The sequence below is a fragment of the Bacteroidia bacterium genome (genome assembly GCA_033391075.1).
Taxonomy (GTDB): Bacteria; Bacteroidota; Bacteroidia; order J057; family J057; genus JAWPMV01.
On record JAWPMV010000001.1, the window covers coordinates 2,788,331 to 2,813,409 of the forward strand.

Annotated in this window: 23 protein-coding genes; 9 read left to right on the forward strand and 14 right to left on the reverse strand. The window is 41.0% G+C overall.

The window, feature by feature from the left end; genetic code table 11:
* Positions 1-20: 20 nt before the first annotated feature.
* From R8P61_11270 to R8P61_11285, 4 genes are all read right to left on the reverse strand, one after another.
* A complete protein-coding gene (locus R8P61_11270) occupies positions 21-2,180 on the reverse strand; it encodes a prolyl oligopeptidase family serine peptidase (GenBank protein MDW3647638.1) in 2,160 nt (719 codons plus the stop codon).
* Between the two features lie 114 nt (positions 2,181-2,294).
* Positions 2,295-4,292, reverse strand: a complete 1,998-nt coding sequence (locus R8P61_11275) for a serine hydrolase (GenBank protein MDW3647639.1) — start codon at positions 4,290-4,292, stop codon at positions 2,295-2,297.
* 26 nt (positions 4,293-4,318) lie between these two features.
* Complete coding sequence (locus tag R8P61_11280; GenBank protein ID MDW3647640.1) at positions 4,319-5,200, reverse strand: hypothetical protein; 882 nt, start codon at positions 5,198-5,200, stop codon at positions 4,319-4,321.
* Positions 5,201-5,266: 66 nt separating this feature from the next.
* Complete coding sequence (locus R8P61_11285) at positions 5,267-6,496, reverse strand: serine hydrolase (GenBank protein ID MDW3647641.1); 1,230 nt, start codon at positions 6,494-6,496, stop codon at positions 5,267-5,269.
* 569 nt (positions 6,497-7,065) lie between these two features.
* Here R8P61_11285 and R8P61_11290 point away from each other — a divergent pair.
* Together R8P61_11290 and R8P61_11295 are read left to right on the forward strand one after the other, a co-directional pair.
* Entirely contained in the window at positions 7,066-7,740 is a 675-nt protein-coding gene (locus R8P61_11290) for a histidine kinase (GenBank protein ID MDW3647642.1), read from the forward strand.
* Positions 7,733-8,437 carry a LytTR family DNA-binding domain-containing protein gene (locus R8P61_11295; protein MDW3647643.1) on the forward strand — a complete coding sequence of 235 codons (705 nt, stop codon included), beginning with the start codon at positions 7,733-7,735 and terminating at the stop codon, positions 8,435-8,437. Before R8P61_11290 ends, R8P61_11295 begins: the two co-directional genes overlap by 8 nt.
* 243 nt (positions 8,438-8,680) lie before the next feature.
* Here R8P61_11295 and R8P61_11300 read toward each other — a convergent pair whose 3' ends face one another.
* The 3 genes from R8P61_11300 to R8P61_11310 all read right to left on the reverse strand — a co-directional run bounded on the left by R8P61_11300 (position 8,681) and on the right by R8P61_11310 (position 11,858).
* On the reverse strand, positions 8,681-10,774 hold the full coding sequence (locus tag R8P61_11300; GenBank protein ID MDW3647644.1) for an alpha/beta hydrolase domain-containing protein: 2,094 nt from the start codon (positions 10,772-10,774) through the stop codon (positions 8,681-8,683).
* 93 nt (positions 10,775-10,867) lie between these two features.
* The gene (locus tag R8P61_11305) at positions 10,868-11,368 is read right to left on the reverse strand and encodes a hypothetical protein (GenBank protein MDW3647645.1); all 501 of its coding nucleotides are present in this window, start codon (positions 11,366-11,368) and stop codon (positions 10,868-10,870) included.
* A 64-nt stretch (positions 11,369-11,432) separates the two neighbouring features.
* On the reverse strand, positions 11,433-11,858 hold the full coding sequence (locus R8P61_11310) for a helix-turn-helix domain-containing protein (GenBank protein ID MDW3647646.1): 426 nt from the start codon (positions 11,856-11,858) through the stop codon (positions 11,433-11,435).
* Between the two features lie 107 nt (positions 11,859-11,965).
* Here R8P61_11310 and R8P61_11315 point away from each other — a divergent pair, with 107 nt between their 5' ends.
* Positions 11,966-12,331, forward strand: coding sequence for a DoxX family protein (locus tag R8P61_11315; GenBank protein ID MDW3647647.1), 366 nt, complete (start codon positions 11,966-11,968; stop codon positions 12,329-12,331).
* Between the two features lies 1 nt (position 12,332).
* Positions 12,333-12,965, forward strand: coding sequence for an NAD(P)-binding oxidoreductase (locus R8P61_11320; protein MDW3647648.1), 633 nt, complete (start codon positions 12,333-12,335; stop codon positions 12,963-12,965).
* Positions 12,966-13,087: 122 nt separating this feature from the next.
* On the opposite strand, the gene R8P61_11325 is transcribed toward R8P61_11320, so the two are convergent.
* The 7 genes from R8P61_11325 to ychF form a co-directional block, all read right to left on the reverse strand.
* Positions 13,088-13,531 carry an SMI1/KNR4 family protein gene (locus tag R8P61_11325; protein MDW3647649.1) on the reverse strand — a complete coding sequence of 148 codons (444 nt, stop codon included), beginning with the start codon at positions 13,529-13,531 and terminating at the stop codon, positions 13,088-13,090.
* 105 nt (positions 13,532-13,636) lie between these two features.
* The gene (locus R8P61_11330; GenBank protein ID MDW3647650.1) at positions 13,637-14,437 is read right to left on the reverse strand and encodes a hypothetical protein; all 801 of its coding nucleotides are present in this window, start codon (positions 14,435-14,437) and stop codon (positions 13,637-13,639) included.
* Between the two features lie 168 nt (positions 14,438-14,605).
* Positions 14,606-15,724: a site-specific integrase gene (locus tag R8P61_11335; protein ID MDW3647651.1), complete on the reverse strand. Its 1,119-nt coding sequence runs from the start codon at positions 15,722-15,724 to the stop codon at positions 14,606-14,608.
* A 98-nt stretch (positions 15,725-15,822) separates the two neighbouring features.
* Positions 15,823-16,830 (reverse strand): YihY/virulence factor BrkB family protein, encoded by a 1,008-nt coding sequence (locus R8P61_11340; GenBank protein ID MDW3647652.1) that lies wholly within the window; start codon positions 16,828-16,830, stop codon positions 15,823-15,825.
* A gap of 8 nt (positions 16,831-16,838) precedes the next feature.
* The gene (locus R8P61_11345; GenBank protein ID MDW3647653.1) at positions 16,839-17,249 is read right to left on the reverse strand and encodes a thioesterase family protein; all 411 of its coding nucleotides are present in this window, start codon (positions 17,247-17,249) and stop codon (positions 16,839-16,841) included.
* The gene (locus tag R8P61_11350; GenBank protein MDW3647654.1) at positions 17,249-17,569 is read right to left on the reverse strand and encodes a rhodanese-like domain-containing protein; all 321 of its coding nucleotides are present in this window, start codon (positions 17,567-17,569) and stop codon (positions 17,249-17,251) included. The genes R8P61_11345 and R8P61_11350 overlap by 1 nt, the downstream gene beginning before the upstream one ends.
* Positions 17,570-17,583: 14 nt before the next feature.
* A complete protein-coding gene (gene ychF, locus R8P61_11355) occupies positions 17,584-18,681 on the reverse strand; it encodes a redox-regulated ATPase YchF (protein MDW3647655.1) in 1,098 nt (365 codons plus the stop codon).
* A gap of 288 nt (positions 18,682-18,969) precedes the next feature.
* On the opposite strand from ychF, the gene R8P61_11360 reads away from it, so the two are divergent.
* From R8P61_11360 to R8P61_11380, 5 genes are all read left to right on the forward strand, one after another.
* Positions 18,970-20,736, forward strand: coding sequence for a M48 family metalloprotease (locus tag R8P61_11360; GenBank protein MDW3647656.1), 1,767 nt, complete (start codon positions 18,970-18,972; stop codon positions 20,734-20,736).
* Positions 20,737-20,896: 160 nt separating this feature from the next.
* Positions 20,897-21,490 carry a TetR/AcrR family transcriptional regulator gene (locus R8P61_11365; GenBank protein ID MDW3647657.1) on the forward strand — a complete coding sequence of 198 codons (594 nt, stop codon included), beginning with the start codon at positions 20,897-20,899 and terminating at the stop codon, positions 21,488-21,490.
* 268 nt (positions 21,491-21,758) lie between these two features.
* On the forward strand, positions 21,759-22,418 hold the full coding sequence (locus R8P61_11370) for a TetR/AcrR family transcriptional regulator (GenBank protein ID MDW3647658.1): 660 nt from the start codon (positions 21,759-21,761) through the stop codon (positions 22,416-22,418).
* 27 nt (positions 22,419-22,445) lie between these two features.
* Positions 22,446-23,873 carry a TolC family protein gene (locus tag R8P61_11375; protein MDW3647659.1) on the forward strand — a complete coding sequence of 476 codons (1,428 nt, stop codon included), beginning with the start codon at positions 22,446-22,448 and terminating at the stop codon, positions 23,871-23,873.
* A 27-nt stretch (positions 23,874-23,900) separates the two neighbouring features.
* The gene (locus R8P61_11380) at positions 23,901-25,073 is read left to right on the forward strand and encodes an efflux RND transporter periplasmic adaptor subunit (GenBank protein MDW3647660.1); all 1,173 of its coding nucleotides are present in this window, start codon (positions 23,901-23,903) and stop codon (positions 25,071-25,073) included.
* Positions 25,074-25,079: the final 6 nt, after the last annotated feature.

Genomic DNA, 25,079 nt, shown 5'->3' on the forward strand with positions numbered 1-25,079 from the left:
AACAAGACAGCTGCAAACATCTATTCAGACGGCACAGCCAGGTGTCGATCAAAGTATTCGATTATCTTACCAAACAGGTAGCGACTATAATATCGTTCACGGCTCCATCCATGCGTCGCACCCGGTGCAAACGCAAAGTCAAAGTCCTTGCCCAGTTTAATCAGTTCCTCAGCTAAGACAGCTGTCGTCTTGAAAGGTACCACATGGTCCTGGATGCCATGGATGAACAGGAGTTTATCCTCCAGATTCGCTGCGTACTTGATCGCTTTTCTTTCGAAGATCTCTGGATGTGTCTGTGGGCGACGAACAATCGCGACGTCGTCCGTGCCAAAGAATTCCGGATCAACAGCCGCCGCTGCAGCAACCCCCACCTGAAATAAGCCCGGCTTCATCAAGAGCGAATAAACGGAGAGTGTGCCACCGTAACTGCTGCCCCAGATGCCGATGCGATCGGGATCGACAAATTCCAGTGACTCCATGTAGGCAACGGCACTCGCATAATCCTCAATGTCCTGGTCAGCAAAGCCCAGCAGGAACTCTTCACGGAATGCCCGGCCATAACCGTTGCTACCACGTGAATCCACCTGCACGATAATGTATCCCTTTTTGACCAACAATTGCTGTACGAGGCTGTAGTTACCGGCCCAGCGATTCCTCGTTGTATTCGAATACACGGGCCCAAACAGCACGGGATACTTCTTGCCGGGCTGCATGTTTGAAGGTTTCAGAATCCGGGCATGCAGGGTGTAGTCATCTATAAGACTAGGGAAACTAACATATTCCGCAGCTGCCCAGCTTCGCTCCGTGAAGGCGGGCAAGGGTGAGTGGGTTATTCGTCTAGCCTCACCCCCCTCACTGCTGAGCACGTAAAGCTCAGGCGGTGATGTGTCGTTGCTGTGCATGAACACCAGGTGCTGGCCATCTGGTGAGGGGTAGCCATTGTTCCGGCCCGAAAGATGTGTCAGCTGCTCGGGGTCGCCACCGGATATATTCAGTCGATATACGTGTTGCTCGTAGGGATTAACGCCATTGCCCGCATAAAACAGCGCATTACCCGCAATCCTTGGGGCGGACAGTACATCATAAGACGGATCTGTCAGGAGCTTCGGACGATCCCTTGACGGTGTGGCATCGATTGTATAAAGGCCGTAGCGATCACCCATATCGCTTAAGAAAACGACCTTCTTTCCATCCGGATGCCAGCTAGATCCAAAAGATGTGTACATGCGGCTCTCTCGAATACCTTGCCAAATCTCGCGCAGTTTGCTTTCGCCAGGTGCAAGGACAAACAACTTACGCTCAACTGCCGTGTCGGATGCGGTATCAATCAGTAGAGTACCGTCTGCTGACCAGTTGAAGTCGATGACCTGATTAGCGTGCGGGTCTGGCAAATCGAGGTAGGTAATGGTACCGCTTTCTACATCGAGCAGGCCTAGCCTGCGAATCTCGTTTGGATCGCCAGGGTAGCCTCGGCGTACCTCGTTGGGGTTGGTTTCGACAGCGAGGTAATCCGGGAAGGGCACCTTTCGCATCTCGCGTCGGTCAACGAGGTGAAATGCGATTGTCTTGCCATCCGGGGACCACTTGTATGTGGGGCCGCTCCAGATGCCTGGACCGATTTCCCGTTCCGGTCGGCTGTAGCGCCCCTTCCCTAAACTCGAGAGACTGGCGATGCCGATATTGGTGAGCTGGCGATTCTGTATGGAAGCGAAATCAGCCAACCAGAGGTCCCCCTTCTTTATATAGGCCGCTTGCTTGCCACCTGGCGATACCGACAGATTATGGGCACCTGCCTCGACAGGCATAAACTCGAGGTCGTCTCCCTGGCTCAGCGATGTCTGCCATAGGTGATTGCCTCGCAGGCTGATGATTGTGTTCGCGTCGATCCAGACAATATCGCGCACTGAGGCGGATGCCGTATTGGAACTGAGGCGTACTTCCTTCCCATCGCTTGTGGATACCCAGAGGCCACGCACAGGATTACCTGCTTCACTCCAGGAAAAGGCGAAGTGCTCACTGTTCGGTGCCCAGGCAGGCCGGGACGGGGTGGTTCCCGTCAGTTTTGGCGCTGCGAACAGCTCATCAAGCGTGAGCTCAGCTTCCTGTGCTGTGACGGTTACAGGTATCGCCATCAGTAAGCCTGCCGCTACCCATATTTGCCAAAAAGAGATCTGTTTCATGTATTTGATTTAGTAAAGTCTGGCATAATAATCAAATACTGCTCAAATAGGGCTCGCGCCATGGGAGCCTGCCCTTTCTGAAGTGCTTCTTTCAAATCTATTCAATAATAGAAATCATTTTACAAAAGCAGGTAAGATCCTTTCTGCGATGATTTGCAGGGTGCTATTTTCGATATCATGAGCGGTAACTACAAGCATCAAATCAAGCTCTTCGATCAGAATAATATATTGACCGCCACCACCCTGGGCAGATGCGCAGAAATAGCTTTTATTGTCGTAATGTAAATCTGCTGACCACCAGAAATACCCATAGCCTTGATTAGAAACATCTTTGCCGCCACCAAACACATCCTCATCGTCGACCTTGATGATCCTGCTTGTAGCAGTTGCGATATAGGCTTCGGGAATCAGCTGCTCTCCCTTCCATTTGCCTTTGTTGGAGACCAAAGTTCCCCACTTCAGCATAGCGCGCGATGTCATACTTGAGTGAGAACCCGACCGAGGAAGGCCGCTGAGATCAGTCTCCCAGTTATAAGTCTTTATACCCATTTTGTCGAGGAGTTCATTTTTTATAAAGTCTTTCGCAGAACCCGGGACGACGGCTTCCAGGACTTGCATCACTAAATCCGGATCGTATTGGTACAAAAAAGTCTGAGATGCTGCAGTAATGGGCGCACTTTGCTCAAGATAGGTCTGAACTTGCCCCTGCCCTTTTAACTGTTCTGGATCTTTCTCAAATTCCTCTCTCTGTTCTTCACTGATGCGGATACCAGAACGCATAGTCATCGCATGCTTCAGGCTGATTTTCTCTGCCCCCTCCGTAAATTTTGTTGGATCCAGCTCCTTGAGGAAGCTAATCAGTGGCTTGTCTAGATCAGCCATGGACAGGTAGCCCATCTGGATAGCGCGGCCGAGGGCCAAAGCAGTGTAGACTTTCGTCGTTGAGGCTTGGAAGTGCGGGAGGTTGATGCGACCCCGTGCATAATAAGACTCTAAGAGCAGTTTGCCTTTATGGGAAATAAGAAAGCTGTCGAAGCGACCGTGCTTACCTTCAGCGATCTCTTGTGCCAACTTGAGTACCATCTCTTTATTTCCCCCATCTACCCCTAGTTCTCCCACTATGATTTCGTCTTCTCTATCCTCGGGTTTTGGGTTAATAAATGCCTTATTGAGTTGTGGGACATCAAAAAATGAAAGCTCAGTCTTACTACTCGAAACATTATCTATCAGAGTTGATAACCAGGCTACGCTGCGAACGGCAGTCAGAGGGAAGGCAGTTTGATGATTCCCTTCAATTACCTCCGTTTGCAAGGATAAGCCATTATCTCTTCTAGCCTTCAGTAAGCTGATAAATTCCTCAATAGACTCAGCGGCCTCTTTTTCCAGGCTTCCATATGATATGAAAACATTGGCATTGAGGCTCTTGCTTTTATTTGTCTCGAAAGATCCAAATTTAGCATTGAGTTCAGCTAAATAAGGGACTTCCCTTTTGATCGATGGGCTACCAATAATGTAGTTGTCAAAAGTTTCTGGTTGAGTCAGCAATATATAAGCCCCAAATTCACCGCCCAGAGAATAACCGAAATAGGTACGGCTGTCTGCATCTGTTCGATAATTGGTATCCAGATACTTGATGACATCATTGCGAATAAAATCCAGGTGTTTATTGGCTTGCCCTAATTGATACTTGGCCTGAATTTCGGTATTGTTCGATTCTCTGATACTGTAATCTCTGAATCGACTAACATGTGCTCCCCTTTCTTTTTTCAGATCTTCATTGATGTCTTTTTGCCAGGAAATTCCTACCAGAATAACGTCTTCCAGCATGTATTCTGTAGAGGCAGATAGTATTTCGACATGCCAGAATGCATCTGTATAATAAATCACAGGGTATTTGGTGTCCTTATTTTCTGAGTAACTCTCTGGCAACTTTATGTAAAGATCATAGTTTCTTCCCGTTTGCGAATCTTGTATAGGGATTAGCTGTATTTGTGGTAATTCTAAAGAAGATTTCCCCTCATTTGATGCAGATTCTTCTGCACCATTTTCTTGTGCAAAAACCGGATTGAGGGCCATAATACTTGCCAGGAGGAGTATTGCTAAAGCTTTCATGTATTCTTTCTTTTTTAAATGTGTTCTTATTGAGGCTTGAGTGTTTCAATAATTTTTGCGTCCACCCAGTAGATATCCACGTTCATCGTATCGCTATTTATAGCTCTATTGAAGGTGATGTACTTGCCGTCTGGGGTGACGCTCGCAAAGGCTTCCCATTTGTCGGTATTGACCGAATCACCCATATTGATGGCAGGCCCCCATGAGCCATCCTTTTGTCGGAAACTGATATACAGATCAGAATCCCCATAGCCCCCTTCCCTTTCGCTATCCCAAATCAGGTAACTTTCATCTGGGGCTATAAAAGGATGCGCTGTCCATTCGCCTGTGTTAACGATTGGTCCCATCTTTTTAGGGGCCTCTCTTTTGCCATCCTTAAGGATAGACATGCGTATTACATCGCCGCTTTTGTAATCATCAAACACATAGGTGCCTTTCGATGAGGCTGTCAGACGCATAATGCCCCAATCTTCCCTGTCAAACTGTGGGCCGAGGCTTTTGCGTTCAGACCAGCCATCACCTATGCGGTCTTTATAGCCTTTGGCCATGTACATGCGAGAACCATCAGGTGAAAAGGATATTTCTCCTGTACGCTTGAATTCAATATATTTCTTCCAAACATCAGCTTGCTGCCGGAAGCCAATTACGGTAATAGGGGTGCCTTCTCCGCTCCGTGTAGTAAAGTAAAACTCTTTCATCCCAGGGGCGAAAACAGCCTCAATCTCCCAACCTTCTGTAGAAATAATTCCCTGAGCAAAAGGTTCTGCCACCATACCTGGAGGCTTTTGCCCCATGTAAGGTCCTGTTAAGTCCGGGAAGTTGAAATCACTCTCTTTGTTTTCCTGGGCAAAGGCCAAATTTGTTAGGATAAATAGGAGTAAAAGTATGGGTCCTGTTTTGCTTATCATTGATGTTAGGATTAAAATATGTTTGCTGATGTATGGGTATTTCATGCACCTCCTTTGCAGCTCATTTCACTGAATATCAAACAATCCAGATTTGGCAAGCTGTCGAGCAATGACATGGAGTTGATTGCTTTCAAAATCAGTATTAGCGGTTCCGAAAAAAGCAATAACCAAATCCCTGGAAGGAGATATATAAAGACCTTGTCCCCCATGAGCGCCTTTATATAAATCACCATCTTCGTAGACTGCGCGCCATTGGTAACTGCTGTATGTTATCTCTTCTGTATGCCGGGACTTCTTTTGGAGGTTTTTATTTACATCGCGAATGTTGAATAAGTGCGCATCAGAAATTATGGGATTGGCGCTCTTTCTACCGCTTGGGGTAAAAGCAAGACCAAATCGAGCCAAATCTCGAAGGCTGGTTGACATGCCACTAGCATAGGAAATGGACGTGCCATTGGTATTGCTTCCTATAAGGGCACTATATTCAGCCCCTATCTTTCTCCATATTTCATGCTCTACAAAATCGCGAAAGCTAAGGCCACTAATTTTTTCTACCAGTAGCGTTAATACCATAGCATCAGCATTCGAAAATTGATGCTCTGTTCCTGAGGGCTTGACGGATTTCGCAGTAGCTAAATCTTTAATGGGGTCAAAACTTGCCTCATAGGTCTCTAAGGGTACGCGGGCAATTCCAGAACTCATGGAAAGAATATCAATTAGGGGAACTCCCTCCCATCCAGATCCTTTCAGCGCATCAAAGTAGTAATCAATAGGTTTGCTCGTATCGACTAATCCCCTATCTTCTAAAATAGCTATTGACGTGCTTACAAAGACCTGGGTTATAACAAGATTAACGTGCAAATCGTCCGGGAACATTCTCGGATAACCTTCGAAGACGATTTTGCCTTTGTGAATGATAATTAGCCCATTAACTTCTACTTGCTGTACATAGTCATTCAATGATAATCCAGCTCCTTTTTTTAAATCTGCTGAGGTAATAAAGTTTTTCACATCTTCTCGAGGTGATTCTTCCAGAATTTTTGGCGTATCAGACCTCCGTATGCGCGCGTGTTCTTTTATTTGGGAGAAGTTCAGGTAAAAGTAGCGTTCCAAATCGCCGTATTCGGTCCAGCTTCCTCCTTCAAAAATGCGTTTATGGAATCCATATACTTCTTCTTTTGTAAATCCGGAATAGTTATAGGTTTCATATTTGGGTGCAGTCGTATCTACTCTTGGTTCTGTGGTACATGATTGAAAAAGGATTAGGATAAAGAGGACCGAGATAAATTTTTTCATTTCTTTTCAATTTTCTCCCTGGACGATAGCTCATGAATAGCGAAAGGCTATCCGTTCCATTCAATGTTGGATAAACTTATAGAATCATCCAGCTTTAACCCCTTAAATGGGATATACACAAGAATTAAATGACAAAGTCATTTCGTCATTGATGTAAAGCTCTCGTAAAGAAATTATGGTAACTCCTATGAATAGAATTACCTTTATGTCCTTTTTAGGAGGGATCGTTTATGCTAAAGAAGTCCTTGAAACATACAATACTCATTAACTCAGGAGCCTTTTTGTTGGTAGGCATACTTGAAATATTGGGTTTATGGTTATTCAAGGATAACTTTGAAACTAGCTATTCTTTTTACCTACACAACTTTACTTATACAACAAGTATTATGGTTGTCATTTGGGTCAACCATTATATGTTAATTCCTTTTTTCCTGGATAAGAGGAACTTTATTTTATATGGAATCCTGCTTATTGGGAGCATATTTCTTGCTTCTTTTTTAAAGGCATACCCTAACTGGATTGGAGTTTATAAAATGTTCTTCTTTTTAATTTATACGACGGGAACGGGTATGGCTGCTTTTTTCCTAAGAAGAAATATGCTCATCCAAAAGGATCAGGATGAAAAAGAAAAATTGCAAAAGGAGATGGAGCTGAACTATTTAAAAGCCCAGGTGAATCCTCACTTTTTGTTTAATTCTTTGAACAGTATTTATTCCCTTTCCAGGCAGCAATCACCAGAAACTCCCGATCTTGTTATGCAGCTCTCAGAATTGATGAGGTATCAATTAGAGAGTTCTCAAAAGGACAGTGTTTTATTAAAGGAAGAACTTGAGTTTATAGAAAATTATTTATTGCTCGAAGAAAAACGCTTGAGCAAGCGATGTAACATTGAATTGTTAATTGAAGGAGATGTGGCGGATTTAAAGATCTCTCCGATGTTACTCATACCCTTTGTTGAAAATGCCGTTAAACATGGTGCCCATAGTACCAATGAAACGAGTAGCATTGATATTTCGGTTACGGTAGAAAATACACGACTTCATGTTTCCATAGAAAATTCAATGCCTCCTATGCTTTCTTCCTCAAAAAGAAAAGGACTAGGTCTTGAAAATGTGGAAAGGCGCCTAAAGCTATTATATCCGCAGGCTCACGAATTGGTGATTCATGATAGTGGAGAATTTTTTCGTGTAAATTTATCTATTGATTTAGGAGTTTCCGTATTAAAAAACCTAGCTAATGATTAAAGTTGGCATCGTAGATGATGAAATATTGGCCCGTAAAGTATTAGAAGATTATTGTTCTAAGATTGACAACTTTGAAATAGTAATAAGTACAGGAAATCCGCTTGAGTTTTTCAACTTTTCCCAGGAACATAAAGTAGATCTCATTTTTCTGGATATAGAAATGCCAGAACTCAATGGCATGGAAATATTGCGCGCTATGATCCATCCTCCTAAGGTTATCTTAACCACGGCTTATTCCGAGTATGCGCTAGAGAGCTATAATTATGGGGTGGTAGATTATTTATTAAAACCGGTAAAAATTGAACGCTTTTTGAAGGCCATAAACAAAGTTTCCGCTTCAAAAATAAGCCCGCATGAAAAAAATAAGGGAAGTGAAGAACTTCGAATAAGGCATGATGGAATGCCCGTAAATATTCCGTTTAACTCAATTCTGTTCATTCAGAGTTTTGGGAATTATTTGAAAATCTATACGGATTCACGAATGTACCTGATCTCCGAAACACTTATCAATATCACTACCTTATTATCTGAAAATTTCCAACGGACCCATAAATCCTACATTGCCAATTTGGATAAGGTTACTAAAGCAAGCAGAACACATTTGTTAATTGAAAGTAATCAGGTACCTATGAGTGCTACGTATAAGATAAGTGTACTTAAAAAATTAGAGCTGTTATCGAAAAAGAAATCGGGTTGATTCTGGCTAAAAACTTAAAGCGTAGGGAACTTGCTAGCCAAATTATGAGTCCTCTGCTTGAGTAAGCTAGGCCAGGATATGGATGCATAAGCTTAGTTTTTTCCCTGAGGGAAATTTTCCATTTTTTATTTTCTGCTAACGGCTCGTATAAACGGCGTGCCTGGCTTGCGTTTGGTCTAGTGGGAGAGGGGCTTGCTAGGCATGACCGTTTTATACATTGTTATGTGGTGTAATTTATATCTATTAATAGCTTGGCTTCCAATAAGGCCGCGTATTTAATTTCATGGGTGGCCAACTTAGTGATTTAGCAGCATTAATTATTTTTTTTGCATCTTCTTCAATTAAAAATCGCTCTTTAAGCAATTTATTTGTTTCTGATATCACCATTGTGACGTATGTTTCTTTGCTTCCATACCGCTCCTCAATACTGAGGCGTGGATCACCATTCTTTATCCGTTCATTTTTTGTGAGAGCAAATGGCCAAAAAGAGCCAACGGATGGTAACATATAGTTAGGTGAGTTCGCTTCTTTTTTTCTTGTATTAAATCCTTGATAAGTTCCAAGCGGAACTACTAGTTCTGGTAATCGAACCCCTCCAAGTCCATTCCCATCTATATCAACCGAAGGGACAAATGTAGGATAATGTCCGAGTATTGTTGGTGGTATCTGAGTCATAATACCATCTGTCCAAAAGTCTGAACCATAGTCGCATATTGGTGATTGCAGGTTTCTTCCTGGGTGATGCATCCCTGGAATTACAGGCATCTTTTCTTTGTGTTCTCTTGCGGTAATTAACGTATTGCTTTCGAATTTTGGATATTTACTTTCAGGTGGCAATATTCCATTTGATACCCAATCGTCTAAGAGTACTAATGTAGATCTTAAGAAAGGATGAATATCCATAACGTTTATTGAATGTTTAGCTATTGGATTACTTCTACTCCATGGTGTGTAATGAGCTGCTCCATTCAAGGCATAGATTCGTACATTTTCGTTGACACTTGCATCTTTCTTTCCATCAATTGTGGTATGAATTAAAGATGCAGAACGTGTCCAATATTCATGGGCATGATTGGTAATAATTATTTTGGGGATTTTATTCATTTTCTTAGCAAGTGCCAAGACATCATTATCGCCACCCGATTCAGCATCATCTGAAGCTAGGAAATTGAATGGGGGATAATCCGCAGGCATATAATTCCCTTCTAAGTCCCATGGGTGATGCGAAGTTTGAGCGAAACGATAATTAAAACCGCCTTTTCCGGCACCTGCTACCTCGATACGGGCTCCATCAAACACCATTCTATCTTCTTCGTCAATATGAAAACCTTGATAAATCATTTGTGTTATAAAACGACCTGATTGCGATATTCCATCTACATAACTATAATTTATCGCTAATTTCTTCGTTCCATTATCATCAACAAACAAAGGGTTGGGATTGCCAGATAAATCTTGATATTCGAACTTGAAAAATGAAAGTGCGTCTCTCATAGCCGCAAACCCTAAACCAACAATTTTTGGAGATTCAACTTCGTAAATTAATTCATATATTTTCCCTGGTTCAAAACCGTTATCCATATATAAACTTACCGAGTCAGCTACTACTTCATCATTCTCATAAGAGGCGTAACGCCACTTCTCATTAGGAATTACTGTTTTTTCTCCCATAGGGCTATCTCGAACCGTTAATATATCGTTTGAATTATCAGGATAATTAGCCGACGGATAACCACGACTATTTGATGGCGAAAGACTTTTCCATTTTTCTGGTTCTAGACTCTTATTGTTTACCATTTCGGCTATGGATTTTTGACGGAACGTATTTCCATTATCATCAGCTACCGGTATATCAAATTGCATTCTGTCCGAACCTTCAACAACATCCCAGTTCCACCCACTCCAAAGCACAGAATAACCTTCACGCATTAAAAATCCATTTCCAAAATGTTCATCTTTTTGAGGATTATTATTATTGGTGCCATTGTTAAGATCTCGAAGTATAAATAATCGTCCTCTATTATTTACACCATAAATCAATTTGCCATTTGATTTAGACATATCGACAGGTTTTAACAGTATAAAATCTCCAAAAAACTCAATCATTCCACGGTCGTTTCTTTTTGCAAATTGCAAATCAATTATTTTTGCATTTGCCATGTTTGAGGGATCAATCTCATAAAAAATAGTCCCCCTAATTTTTTCATACTGACCGACCACCCCAAAGCTTTTTCCATCGGCGACAATAACACGTTCTTTTATAATTATTTTGCTAACTTCTGCATTAATAATTATTGTTTGAGATATGAAAAGTAATGTTAAGATAATTGTTCTCATTTTGTTTTTTTTATGCAACATAACGATCAACTAAACTTCCGTACGTAGCGGTAGCGAAGTATGGAGTTTAGGTTTTGTTGTAGAATGTTTAGTTCACTCTAATGAAATTCTGATTTCCATATTTTCCCTTTCTGCAAATTCCAAAAAAAGCATAAGATCTCTAATACAGTTATAATTTGTTACCTCGCTTTCTAATTCTTTTGAATACCCTTCTTTTTCATTATGCATAATAGATAATTCATTGAGAAGCCATGTGATTTCCGCAGGTGGTATTAACTCTGGCATCAAACTACCCCAACACCATCCTATTGCCTGGTTCCAATCCTTTAGGAATTTTGGTGCTTTAAAATAAACAGAGGTCCTATAAGCCCTCTCACGAAGTGCATGTGCTATTCTATGAAAGTAACCATCCCATAATGAAAAAAAATAAATCCCATATTCTCCTTGTCCAATTTGCCTATGATTATACCCTCCCAATCCATTTTGTTGCCTATCTAAATGAAAATCGACGCCTTTAGGTTTTATATAAAATCGAATTTCAGGCTCTCCTTCATATCCAGAATAATAATCGACCTTCAATCCTTTTATTTTCATATCAATAATTTTCTACAACGGTCTGGCTAAACGCAGTAGCGACCGTATGGGAGCTATTGCCGTTTTAGCCTTTGTTGTGCTCTCGTCTTTTTTCTTTCATTAAATATTCTCGATGTTGCTTTCCCCAATTTGTCAATTCTATTATTAAAGGTACGAGTGTATATCCATAATCCGTAAGTTTATAAGTTACTTTTACTGGAATGGTATCGTACACTTTTCTTTTTACCAATTCATTTATCTCTAAATCTTTCAATTCTTTTGATAACATTCTTGGAGTAATTTTCGGTATCCCTTTCTCCAATTCAGAATATCTAAACTCTCCATTACAGAGTAATGCAATTATCGGCATTTTCCACCTTCCTTGCACAATCTCCATTGTATCTTGAATAGCTTGTAATTCCTTTCGATAATGTTCGATTATTTCTAAAGGAGGTTTGTCTATTCTGTAACTCTTAAACTCTTCAATTTTATCTTTTAATGCCTTATCCATTGCTATCCGTTTTTGCAAAGATACACTATACTTTGGTATAGTGCTATATAATGTATAGTAAATGTTCCATAGTTTTGCGTCATCGTTAATTTTCAAAAAGCAAAAAAATGAAAATATTATTTTGGATTGTAAGTCTTGGATTAGTTGCCTTTGAAATGGCAGCGGGAATTGGAAAACAATTGGGTGGTAAAATGGCTATGGATTGGATGAATAAATTGGAAATTTCCAAACCATTAATGAGCGCATTCGGAGGATTAGAAGTGGGAGCGGCTGGTGTTATTCTATTCAGTCTTTTTAGCAAAGGTGGTTTCAATGACAAACTTGTTCCTTGGGCTTGTTTGGTTCTTGTTGTTCTGAAAGTAGTTGAATTAATTCTGCAATATAAAGCAAGTGAACCTTTTGCTGCAATGGTCGGACCTATTGTTGTTCTTGTACTTGTTGCTACATTCTATTTCATAAGACAAAGTATTTAAAATGAGTAACATAGTTTTAGTTTTTGGTGCAAATGGCAATTTAGGCAGTCATTTTGTCAATCAAGCTTTGGATGCTGGGTATAAAATCAGAGCCTTTGTAAGAACCCCTGAAAAATATAGTCTTTCAGATAATGCCAATGTTGAAGTATTTAAAGGAGATGCAACAAATTATGATGATGTAGAAAAGGCTGTGTCAGGAGTTGATATTGTTGTTAGTTGTTTAGGCAATCCACCAAAAAAGAAAATCTTCATAATGGAAGAAGCCTATGACAATATTATGTTGGCTGCATCCGACCAACCTAATCCTCCACGTTGTTTAATGATTTCAAGTATTGGTGTCGGTGGTTCGTCTTGGTTTGTTAAATTTTTACTTCAACGCATAGGTGGAAAAGAAGGATTTAACGATTTTGAGAAAGCTGAAAAGAGAGTACTTGAAGAAAAAGGTGTTCCGTTTATTGCTATCAGACCTGCTGGACTTACTGATAAAATGGGGAAAGGAAAATATCAAATTATTGATAAACCGACTATTTTCTTTCCAAAATTCATTTCTCGTTCTGACGTTGCTAAGTTTTTTGTGGATTGTCTAACCAATACTTCTTTTGACGGTAAAGCCATTATGATTGAGGGAGCTTAATCTCTTTACGATTTTTTGTTTTTTTCTTGATGGAGCACAACGACTAGCTAAACTCACGTACGCAGCGTCAGCGGAGTATGGAGTTTAGGTTTTGTTCTCAGCATTTTTTCCTTATTCCCAGCTTATTGAAATTTCAATAGCTCTTCAAAAGAATTACTCACTCTCTTTACGTCTCCTCCTTCATGATAATAAATCCAGATTGAATAACCATCCTCTGAGTCTAAATATAAATAATCACCATTTTCTTCTGCAAACACGAAGCTATTTTCTATTCTCGATTTTGGTATATCTCCTACATTTGATTCTATGAACTCTGAATACGAAAATTCCATGAATACCTTAATGTACAATTTCAAGCATTCATAATTTTTCGCTTTCCCTACATCAGTCATTTCCATGACTTCAAGAAGTTCTTTTTGAGGTTTGCATACCCAATAACGATTTTCATATTTATCATTATAGGCATGTTCATCTACTATTACTTCCAAAACCTCGCTTGAGCGCAAATAATCTAAATAGCTTTGGGGTAAATCCTTTCCATATTCTTTTTCAAGGATGTGTTCCATATTTTGAGGCTAGTTGTGTTTTTTATTTTTTTAATTGCTGAGAATGATGAGCTATGCCTCGGACGGCTGCTTTAGCTGCTGGCTGGGGTCTAGCTTTTGTTATAGTCATTGGATTTTTTTTACCCTTATTACTTTGATTCTAACAGGAATCCATTCCTTTCTCTGGAAATCAGGTATAGAAATTTGGCGATACAATTTTTCACTCGATTGGACATCGAATTCAAATTCATTAAACTCCTTTCCAGAATGATAATTAGCAGAGTAAGTTATTTTAAAACTATCTCTACTTGCAATTTTTTGGATTTCAGATGAAATATAGTCTGCAATGACCTTAGGTTCTGGGAATTTAGAATTTTTAGCTATTACTAACTTGAATTGGCCTCCAAATGGGTTATGTCTCTCTTTATCAAAAGGGTTAAATGTGAATTGAAATTTATTTCGATCAATTGTAGTAATATATTTTTTATAGGATTTTAGTGATGAAAAACTCAATTCCTGATATTCATAAAAAAAGGGATTTTTTGAGGCGATTAGCTTAAGTTGACCAAAATCGAAGGCATAGTGTTTAAATCCAATTATAACTGATCCTAAATTTGGTTGTAATATCCATTCTATCAATACCTCTCCTTGAGAAATTAATTTCAGGTAATATGGTTTGGCTTGATAAATGGGTTGAACGCTTTCACCATACTCCAATGAAGTAAGCAATTTTTGGATCGAATCAACCCCCATTAAATGAAAACTACTATTCTGGTCGGAATTATTGTCTGTGTATCTATCTGGTTCAAACATTCCAATTAGTGCCATTGAATCGTTTAAAGGAATTTTATTTGTATCCAATAGATTTTGTGAATTCAAAAAACAGGTGCTTACAAGGCAACAAATTAGTAATCCGTTTTTTTTCATTTTATTTGACTATAACATTAGTATATACGAAGTTATTTCGTTTAGCTCTTATTATGCTGTGATCCCAGGCTCTCAGAGCCGATTTATTCTGCTAACCCGAAACTCAAGCAGGTGCCGTTTACACAAATGTTATTGGAATTATATACGGTAAGCATTGCGTTTTAGGTCTTACTCAATATCTAAAAAATCCAAAGGACTACAAAGCTTTTCTCTGGCCTTTTGAGTAATGTGTGTATAGATTTCAGTAGTCTCTGGACTATTGTGGCCCAGGAGCATCTGAATATATCTCAGGTCTGTTCCTCTTTCCAATAAATGAGTTGCAAATGAATGTCTCAAAGTATGAACCGTAGAATAGGGATTTACCTTGGCTTCTTTAACAGCTTTCCTGAAAATCTTTTGAATCGAACGAGCGCTATATTGCCCTCCATTCTGTCCTTCAAACAACCAATAATCCGGCTGATAAAATTCCAGGTATTTCTTCAGAAGTTCAATTACCTTACTCGATAATACAGAGTATCGATCTTTCTTTCCTTTGCCAGCTATTACAAAAACTGATTTTCGCTCAAAGTTTATATCCGCCTTCCTCAGTTTCACGCACTCCCCTATCCGGAGTCCAGCACTATAAATGATCATAAGTATACTCTTATGCTTTATATTTTCGACAACTGAAAATATCCTTACAATTTCCTCTTCGCTAAATATTCCTGGCAATTTTGTTCCCCTTCGAGGCCGGAGTTCATAAAAACTCCTCTCCTGCCCTAATATTTTCTCGTAGTAAAACTTGATCGCATTGACTGCCTGATTTTGGGTAGACTCTGACCAATTCCTCTTTTTCATCCCCTGAAGTAAAAATTCCATAATGTCTTCTTTCTCAAGTTCTTCAAGTTTATCAGTTCTTGTAAAAAGCAAAAACTGGATAAAAAAGCTTTTGTAGGTTTTGATTGTGCTTCTGCTATATCTCCTTAAGGTAAGCTGTTTTTCTATCTCATTCAGTACCTTTAGCTGTTTTTCACTTAATGAGTTTTGCCTTTCTGTAGGCACTACATTCTTTGTGTTTTCATTAAAATTCAGATCTACCTTTTCCTCGATAGAAACTCCCTTAAAAACTAATTGAAAGGCATTATAATGCTTTTTCTCATATGGAAAGTGCCAACATTTTTCAAGGGGTGTCCATCTACTTCCCGGAACTTGTTTCATAAGTTTGGGGAAATTCTTGTGAAAACTCAGGTTTTTCACCCCAAGTCTTTTATGGCCTTCAAATGTAAGAGGGAAAACAACGAGATTCATAGGGTCTAATTTGGTGTGAATAGGCTGTCAAATATTTTGACACCAAAAAATGACCGTATGTCAACATCTAATGAAATTGTATTTCTTGAGTCTCAGGCCTACGGATTCAACACCTCACTCGCATTTGCCTTCAACTGGTCCTGTTCGTCTACCATGACGAGACGATGAGAAGCTATGTCGATAGCGGCATTCAACTCAAAGCCAATTAGCAATACAATGGCAATGTAGTAGAACCAAACCAGGATGACGATGATGGCAGCCAAACTGCCGTAGAGTTTGTCGTAATTGGCGAAGTTGATGAAGAAGTATTTCAGCCCCTGAATCGCGGCCAGGGTAAGCACACTGGCGGTAATGGATCCGGGTGTAAAAAAGTTCCAACGCTGTTGGGTAGCGGGTGCCAGAAAATAGAGGGAACTGATGACAAAGAATAAGGTAACGATCGTTACCAGGGTATTGATGGAATTGCTGAGGAAGCTGTAGAAGGATTCACTGATCATGCCCGGGCTATCGGCCATCATACCGAGCAGGTATCCCAGAGAAATGCGAATGCTAACACCTGCAACCACTATGGCTCCCACACTCACCATGATGAGGAAGGCCATGCTGTATAATTCCCACCATTTTCGGGTTTTGAAAACCGAATCGAAAAGGGATTCCTGTTTACTAAAGGCTTTCATTAAGCCTATCACTCCTCTCATTGATCCCCAGAGAGCCAGCAAAACAGAAATGATTACCAGCCAGATATTAGGAGCATTATTGAAATAATTCTCCATGATGGCATTTGCCATGTTTTCTATGGTGCTTTGATCGAGTCCGCCCTCCGGAAAAAACTGAAGAATGAATTGGATTACTCCATCCTTGAGAGGTTCAAAGGGTAATTGGCTCAGGATAATTAAAGCCAGGAGTAAGGTCGGTAAAAGCGAAAAGAAAAAATGATAGGCCATGGCAGATGCCATGAGGGTAAATTTGGGAGTTGAGAGTGCCCGGATAAAGAAATACAGGACATCATACAAACCTACCCCCTGAAATCCGGGCAAACGTATCCTGCGCAGAACAATAAAGAATCTGAGCAGTAAGCGTCGGAGCCGGAATTTTAGTGCCTTCATAAAACCAATCAAGAGGTCCAGTGAGCTTCAACCGCATCCAGGACAAATTTAGGTGCCCTGACTGGACGCAAGCGTTCCTTATCAAAAAACGCAAGCTTTACTTTCCCGGTTACAACTAATTTCCCTTCTTCATTGAATATCTCATATTCTGTAAGAAAGGATGCGCGAGGTTTTTCAGGAATTGTTGTTTTGATTTTCAACAATTCATCATAGCGAGCGGGAAATTTATAGTGAACTTCCAGATCAGCTACCGGCATCAAAATGCCCTTCTCCTCTATTTCTTTATAGGTGATTCCAATACTACGGATCAGCTCTACCCTACCCACTTCAAAATACTCTGCGTACTTTCCGTAGTAAACATAGGCCATCTGATCCGTTTCCCCATACCTGACCCTTACAAAGGTTTCATGACTGATCATTACTGAACGTCAAAAGAAGGGTCGATATGTTCTTTCCAGGCCAGCATACCGCCTGTCAGGTTGCGAACATTTTGAAAACCTTGCTGTGCAAGAAAAGCCGTAGCTCTACCACTTCTTCCTCCGCTTCTGCAAATCATCACCACTTCTTTGTCTTTCCAGGCTTCCATATCTGCCAATTTTGCAGGCAAAGTACCCAAAGAGATTTTCTCAACGCCATTCACATGATCCTGTTCCCACTCATGGGATTCCCTTACGTCGATCATAACAGGAGCCGTGCCTGCGTCGATTCTTTCTTTTAATTCCTGAACACTGATATCCATGATGCTATTTTTTATTAAACGTTAAATCTAAAGTGCATAATGTCTCCATCTTCCACAACATATTCCTTCCCTTCTACTGCCAGTTTTCCGGCTTCCTTTACCGCTGCTTCTGATTTAAAAGACATAAGGTCATTGTATTTCATCACCTCCGCACGGATAAATCCTTTCTCGAAATCTGTATGAATTACGCCAGCGGCTTGTGGTGCTTTCGCTCCAGCCTTGATGGTCCAGGCGCGCACTTCTTTTTCCCCTGCGGTAAAATAGGTCTGCAATCCCAGCAATTCGTAAGCGGTACGGATCAATACATTCAAACCCGGTTCTTCCAGCCCAACGGTTTCCAAAAACTCTTTTACTTCCTCCGCATCTTCAAAATCCATCAATTGTTCTTCGAAGGCTGCTGAGATGACCATTATCTTACAGTTTTCATCTTTGGTAGCCTCTTTGACCTGCTCCACATAGGCATTGCCATCTGGCAAACTTCCCTCATCCACATTACAAGCGTACAATACTTTCTTATCTGTCAATAAACCCAGTTCCTGCATCAACTCTTTCATCTCCTCCGTTGCATCCATTTCGCGAACATTCTTGCCCTGAGAAACATGGTCGATGTATTGCTGAACGATTTCCACCTGCTTCATGGCTTCTTTGTTCCCTCCTTTGGTCATCTTTTTCGTCCGCTCTAATTTTCGCTCGAGCAATTCGAGATCCTTGAGCTGCAATTCTGTATCGATGATCTCCTTATCACGCACCGGATCTACTCCCTCTTCAACATGTACAATATTGTCATCATCAAAACAGCGGAGCACATGAATGATCGCTTCACATTCCCGAATGTTTCCGAGAAATTTATTCCCTAGCCCCTCCCCTTTGCTGGCTCCTTTTACCAGGCCAGCGATGTCCATAATCTGAACAACTGCCGGAATGGTCTGCTTAGGGTTCACCAGATCGGTGATTTTATCCAAACGAGGATCGGGAACAGGTATCATCCCGACATTAGGTTCTATTGTACAGAAGGGATAATTAGCTGCCTCAGCTTTCGCGCTGGAAAGCGAATTGAAGAGGGTTGATTTCCCTACATTGGGCAAGCCTACAATTCCACATTTAAATCCCATGTATATCTTCTTTTATTTTAGCTTAAATTTTGGAGCTGCAAAAATAGAACAATCTCCTGAGAAGTGAAACCCTCCTACCCGATCGAATGCATGGTCCCTTAGATGTATTCATTGAAATGATTAAAAAATCACCCATAACAGTGTTAGATTTATGAACACGTAAACACAAATAGCATATAAAACATAAATCGTATATTCGGATTTACTGTTACTTTCGTAGCAAAAAGGCGTCCCAAGGGGACAAAGCAAGCAAAAACTGTTTGCAGCTAACCACATCTAGCTTAGATCATGAGAAAATTCACCTATTATGCCTTCTTTTTGATCCTTGCTGTTTTCCTTAGCTCATGTGCCAGGAATCCGGTTACAGGTAAAAAAGAAATTTCCTTTATGTCTCCAGCTCAAGAGCTGGCTTTAGGCAAACAATCCGACCCACAGATCGTAGCAAGTTTTGGTCTCTATGAAAATGACCAATTACAGGCTTTCATAAATGAAAAGGGCCAGCAAATGGCCAGGGTTTCGCATATGCCAGAACTTGAATTCAATTTCAAAATTCTGGATTCACCCGTTGTAAATGCGTTTGCCGTTCCAGGGGGCTATGTTTACTTCACCCGTGGAATTATGGCTCACTTCAACAATGAAGCCGAATTTGCGGGCGTATTGGGACATGAAATAGGGCACGTTACGGCCCGGCATTCCGCTAAACAATACACCAAGCAAACCCTGGGATCCATAGGACTTATCGCAGGCCTGGTATTGGTTCCTGAACTAGGACAATATGCCAACCAGGCCATGCAGGGAATGCAATTACTCTTTCTCAAGTTTGGAAGAGATCATGAAAGTCAATCGGACCAGTTAGGAGTAGAATACAGTACAAAAATTGGTTACGATTCCCAGCATATGTCCAACTTTTTTGGAACACTTCATCGGCTTACCGAAAATGCAGGTGGACAACGTTTGCCGGAATTTATGTCAACCCATCCCGATCCTCTGAATCGCTACGAAAAAGTGGGAGAACTCACCAAAGAATGGCAAGCCAAAGATTCCAGCAGAACTAGCTATAGAGAAGGAAGAAATGAGTATTTAAAAATGTTGGACGGTCTGGTGTATGGAGAAGATCCTCGCCAGGGATATGTAGAAAACTTTGTTTTCTACCATCCGGAACTCAAATTCCAATATCCGGTTCCTCGCAACTGGAAAACAGTTAACTCTCCTCAGCAGGTCCAAATGGCTCCAGAAGATGGAAAGGCCCTGATGCTTTTACAAGTAGCTCAGGAAAAAACAGCCCAGGAAGCTGCGCAGAAGTTCGTAACGAATAATAAACTCCGCCTGGTAGATACTCGCAACCTGAACCTAAACGGGATGAAGGTAGTTGCGGTAATTTCTGATCAGGTAGATGAACAACAGACCTCTGCTGCAAGTCAACAAGCAGCTCGTCCTCAGCAAAGCATGAGTTCGAATACCAAAGGAAGTACCGGGAGCAAAACTCCTTCCAGCACTTCAACGACTACAACATCTTCTAAAACTCCTTCCAGTAAAAGCCCTAGCGGAACCCTTTCTGAAGGCCAAAAAGCGCCTAAAGGAAGTACAGGTAGCGGAGGAAGTAGCACACCAAGTAGTAATACAGGAAGTAGCAAACCCACACCTAGCACAGGTAATACAGGGGGAAGCACAAATACCAGACCCAGCGGCGGATCCAGCTATAATCCTACGCCACAAGGCTATGTAGCTAAGCTTAGGGTATCTACTTATGCCATTGAATATAATGGCCTGGTATACTTACTGCATGGATTGAGTGCATATAATGATTATGCCCGTTACATGAACCTTTTCAAAACCACTCAGGAGAATTTCAAAGTGCTCACAGATCAATCCAAGATCAATGTGACACCTGAAAAGATCTTTGTAAAACCTGTCGCTAGCAACGGAAGCTTGCAGTCAGCCCTCTCCTACTATAAAATTCCCTCTACAAAAATGAAGGAATTGGCCATTCTAAATGGAATGGAATTAAATAGCCCGGTGAAAAAAGGTGACCTGATCAAAATCATTGGTAAATAAATGCTAGACATTTAGTAATCAGAAATTACCCTTCTTCTTAAGAAGAAAAACATATAAATAAAGGAGGCCGGCCCATTTGGGTTGGCCTTTTCTCTTAGGCAAATTTTGAATTCTAAAAATAAATCATGATTTTAGCATAACACCGTTAGAAATTTTATAAATGGAAAAAATTAAACCCCATAAAGAACGTAGATTAAAAGAGATCGAAGTATTGAAAGCAGCTATTCTCAAAGCTGCCCGTGATCTCGCTATAGAAGATGGATGGCCAAAAGTTTCTATTAGAAAAATTGCGGCTATCATTGCCTACACCCCACCGGTGATATATGAGCATTTCAAAAACAAGGAAGCTATTCTCATTGAATTGGAATCACAAGGCTTCCGCCAACTAAAATACGCCCTGGAAGAAGCCCGGGAGTCTCAGTCTGATCCCGTCGAACAATTATTAGCTATCTCCTCCACCTTTTGGGATTGGGCCTTTAAGAATGCCGAGTATTATCAAGTGATGTTCAATCTGGATGGCATCCGCTCTACCCCACCCTCCACCGAAGCCTTAAAGGATACGGGAAAATCCATTGCCGAAGTTTTGAAGCAAATCCACCTATTCTCTGCCGATACTGATGAACTCTTTTTCAATTGGTGGGCCATGATGCATGGACATGTGAGTCTGGTGATGTCTGGACAATTAAGAGGCATGGATAATCAGGTAAAAAGACATATGCTTGGTGGTATGAAGCGTTTTGCCAAAGCCCTTTAAATCATTTTTTCTCCCCTACTCTATTTAGATTTACAAACCATTTAATCTATGAACAAGAGCCTTTTGAACTCATTGGCTCTTAGTCATTTAGGCGAAATACAATAACAGTGTTATAATTTAATTCAATTATATATAATTCTGATCTTTTTCCTCAGCTTATATTTTTTTAAAAAAATCCCAACTTTTCAGCGGCTGATCCGTTTAATTTGCAGACATGGAAACTTTGGAAATGTTCAGAGTTTCCGAAGTATAAAAGATCAATTACCCTATGAGCGCGAAAGAGCGCATTTTGCAACACGCTAGAGACCTATTTCTGAAATACGGAGTAAAAAGCATTACCCTGGATGAAATAGCCAAAGATCTTGGGATCTCCAAGAAAACCATTTACCAGTATTTTGACAATAAGGCTTCCATTGTTTATGAAGTAACCCAAGCCTATTTCGAGGCCGAACGAGCGGAGATTGAACACATTGAAGGGATAGCCGAGAATGCGATAGATGAACTGGTAAAGATCTGCATATGGACAGCCAAAACTTTGGAAAATATGTCTCCTCGCCTCATGTATGAGGTGAATAAGTATTATCCCAAATCTTTCGAAATACATGAAGCTTATATCGGGGATTTTGTCCTACAGAAATTGAATGACAACCTGAGCCGTGGAATTGCAGAAGGTCTGTATAGAGAAAATATCGATCCCGATCTCGTTGCGAGAATTCGGGTATCACAGTTTATGGCCACCCTGCAGGAAAAACTCTTTCCTCCCAATGTTTTCGACATCTGGGAAGTTCAGATCGAGTTGTTCTTTCTCTTTATGTATGGAATCGTCACTGACAGAGGCCGTGAGCTCCTGGAAACCTTCCTTCCCCTTATTCCCAGGAAGAAGATTCGCCATAGCAAACCTATTTCTTCTCGCACACAAAATGACTAAACGAATTTTTAACACCACTATATAGTAATGAGAGTTAATCTTATATATCCCTTTGTTATTCTCCTACTGGCTATTCTCCCTCCAGAGGCTTTGCGTGCACAAAGCTATAGCCTGGAAGAAAGTATTCAGTATGCATTAGACAACAACAAGAACATTCAAAATGCACGTTTTGAAGAATACATCGCCAAAGCCAAGGTAAAGGAATACCTTTCCTTAGGTTTGCCCCAGGTCAATGCAAGTCTTGATTTGCAGTATTTTGCAGAGCTTCCTACTCAAATCCTTCCCGGTTTATTCAATCCTACTGTAGACATCGTTACGATAGACGGGCAGCCTTATCCGCTGACTCGTCTGGATCCTGAAACCTTCCAACCCATTCCCGGAGAGGAAGTTGAAGTTGCCTTTGGTTTTCCCTGGCAGTCAACAGCTGGTTTTAATTTAAATCAGTTGATTTTCGATGGGACTTATTTTACCGGAATAAAGGCAGCCAAGGCTTTGCAGGAAGTAAGTCGCAAAGACCTCCACAGAAGTCAGGAAGAAACTGCAGTTGCAGTGAGCAAGGCTTATTATCAGGCCATGATTGCAGAGGAAAATCTCAACCTGATCAATGCGAATCTGGAAAGGCTGAAGAAGTTGTTTGATGAAACCAAAGCCTTGAACACTGAAGGATTCGTGGAAAAAATTGATGTGGACAGATTGCAGATTAGCTACAACAATTTGATGCTTGAAAAAACAAATCTGGAAAGACTGGTAGCCCTGAGTAAGGATATGCTAAAATTCCAGATGGGAATGCCAGTAGATGAAAGTATTGAGCTTACGGAGAAAATGAGTGAGGCACTTGAATCTCCAGCCCTTGCAGATTTAGGAGCAGGTTTCGACCCTCAACTCAGAATTGAATACGACATCCTTCAATCCCAGATTGAACTTCAGCAACTCAATCTTCAGCGATACAGAAATGGCTACCTTCCAAGTTTGAATGGATTTGCCTCCTATCAGTGGAATGCTCAAAGAAGTGAGTTCAACTTTTTTGATGGATCCGCTCCCTGGTTCCCGATTTCTGTGATCGGAGTGAGCTTGAATGTTCCCATTTTTGATGGATTCAGAAAGAAGAGTCAAATCTCTCAAACCAGATATCAGATCAAGCAGATGGAAAATTACAGCGACATCATGCGCAACTCCATCAAGCTGGAAATCAAGAATGCCCAGGCACAGGAGCTAAACTCATTTAACAAACTCGAGAATCTGGAACGTACGCGAAATCTGGCAAAAAGAGTATTCGATGTAAGCCAAATCAAATACAAAGAAGGAGTAGGTTCCAGCCTTGAATTGAATGATGCGGAAACTCAATTGAAACAAGCCGAGTCAAATTACCTTAGCGGTGTATTTGAATACCTCATGGCCAAAATAGAATTGCAAAGAAGTACCGGAGAGTTTGCCCGATACAGAACTGCTGAATAATTAAGAACATCATACATCCAACATAAAATGCAAAAGACAAAGTTTATACATTCCCTATTGTTACTCCCCTTCCTCGCGATGGTCGCTATTTCCTGCTCAAGCGGAGAGCCCCAGACATTGGAAGGCAAGAAGGCCGTTCTCGAAGCGAAGAAAAAAGAACTCATCGCTTTGAACAAAGAGATCGATCAGCTTCAATCAGAGATTGCAAGCCTTGATCCCGAAATGGCCAATCAGGTTCGTCGTATTCCTGTGAATACCCTGGATCTCGCTCATTCCAAATTCCAGCACTTTGTAAAAGTGCAGGGACAGGTAGAAGCTAATAAGAACATCATGGTTAGCGCCATGCAGCCAGGGAGAATCACGGCTATTTATGTTCGAGAAGGACAGTCTGTAGGAAAAGGAGCTCTGCTGGCTCAATTGGACGATGCCGTTATGCAAAGTTCTATAGATGAACTGAAGTCTTCTCTGGAATTGGCCGAAATCATGTTCAACAAACAATCAAAGCTTTGGGAACAGGAAATCGGAACTGAAGTTCAATACTTGACTGCCAAGAATCAGAAAGAATCTTTGGAGCGCCGTTTGGCAACCTTGAAGGAGCAATTGAAACTGAGTAAAATCTATGCTCCTATCTCAGGAGTAGTTGATGAGATTATGCCGAAAGTGGGCGAGATGCTCAGTCCTGGCTATCCGGCTTTCCGTATCGTGAATGCCAGCGACCTCAGTTTAAAAGCCAACCTCTCAGAAGTTCATTTGCCCTACATCAAAAGAGGAGATAAAGTGAAAGTAAGTTTCCCCACCATCAATATGGAAACGGAAGCAAAAGTAACCGCTGTAGGTCAATCCATCGATCCAAATAACAGAACCTTCAAAGTAGAAGTCAAGCTTCCCAACAATCGCCTATTCAAAGCGAATATGTTCGGAGAGATATCAGTTAATGATCAAACGGTAGATGAAGCCATAGTAATTCCCCTTGAACTTATCCAGCAAACGGATGTAGGGCAGTTCGTCTATATCGTGGAAAAGAATGAAGAAGGAAACTGGTTGAGCAAAAGGAAGAATGTCCAGTTAGGCCTGAGTGCTGAGGGAGAGGTTTTGGTGAAAGAAGGATTGGCCGTAGGCGACAAACTGGTTACCATAGGCTACAAAGACCTCAGCGATGGTCAGGAAGTAGTATTCGAAGAAAGTTTAGCTAACAACTAAGGAAAC